Source organism: Neoluteolibacter marinus (assembly GCF_014904755.1).
Taxonomy (GTDB): Bacteria; Verrucomicrobiota; Verrucomicrobiia; order Verrucomicrobiales; family Akkermansiaceae; genus Haloferula; species Haloferula marina.
Genome location: NZ_JACZFQ010000342.1, coordinates 1 through 514, shown reverse-complemented (window position 1 = coordinate 514; position 514 = coordinate 1). Strand labels below are relative to the sequence as shown.

At 67.7% G+C, this 514-nt stretch carries 1 protein-coding gene; it reads left to right on the top strand.

Going from position 1 to position 514, the window contains the following annotated elements; translation table 11 throughout:
* Window positions 1-514: RibD family protein (locus IG178_RS25180; protein WP_193215293.1), on the top strand; the 514-nt coding region annotated here is incomplete at both ends.

The window sequence follows — 514 nt, the reverse complement described above, 5'->3', positions numbered from 1 at the left end:
CGGATGAACCACGATGTTCCGCCTGCAGCGAAGACAGACGAATCGCGGACTCAGCTGCCCGGAGTCGACGCGGACATCTACGCAGCTCTGACCGCGAACGAAGAGGTCATCGCTCAACTCGCACAGAGTCAGGACGGGTTCATCGCGACCCGCACCGGCGATGCCTGCTTCGTCTCCGGGACCACCGATCGGACCCATCTGCACCGGATCCGCGCACACGTGGGAGCCGTCCTCGTCGGGGCCCAGACCGTCATCGCCGATGATCCGCAATTGACCGTGCGTGCGGTGCACGGCCCCAACCCGGTGCGCGTCGTCCTCGACCCTCATGCCCGTGTTCCGGTCACGTCGACGGTGCTGAGCACCGGCCCGACCCCTACGGTGTGGCTGATCAGCTCCGAGGCGACTCCCGGTGCGGAGGTCGGTGACCACGTTCGCGTGACCCGCCTTCCGCCGGCGGCGTCCCCGCAGGACATCATCGCAGTCATCCGCAGTCAGGTGGCGGGGTCCGTCCTCG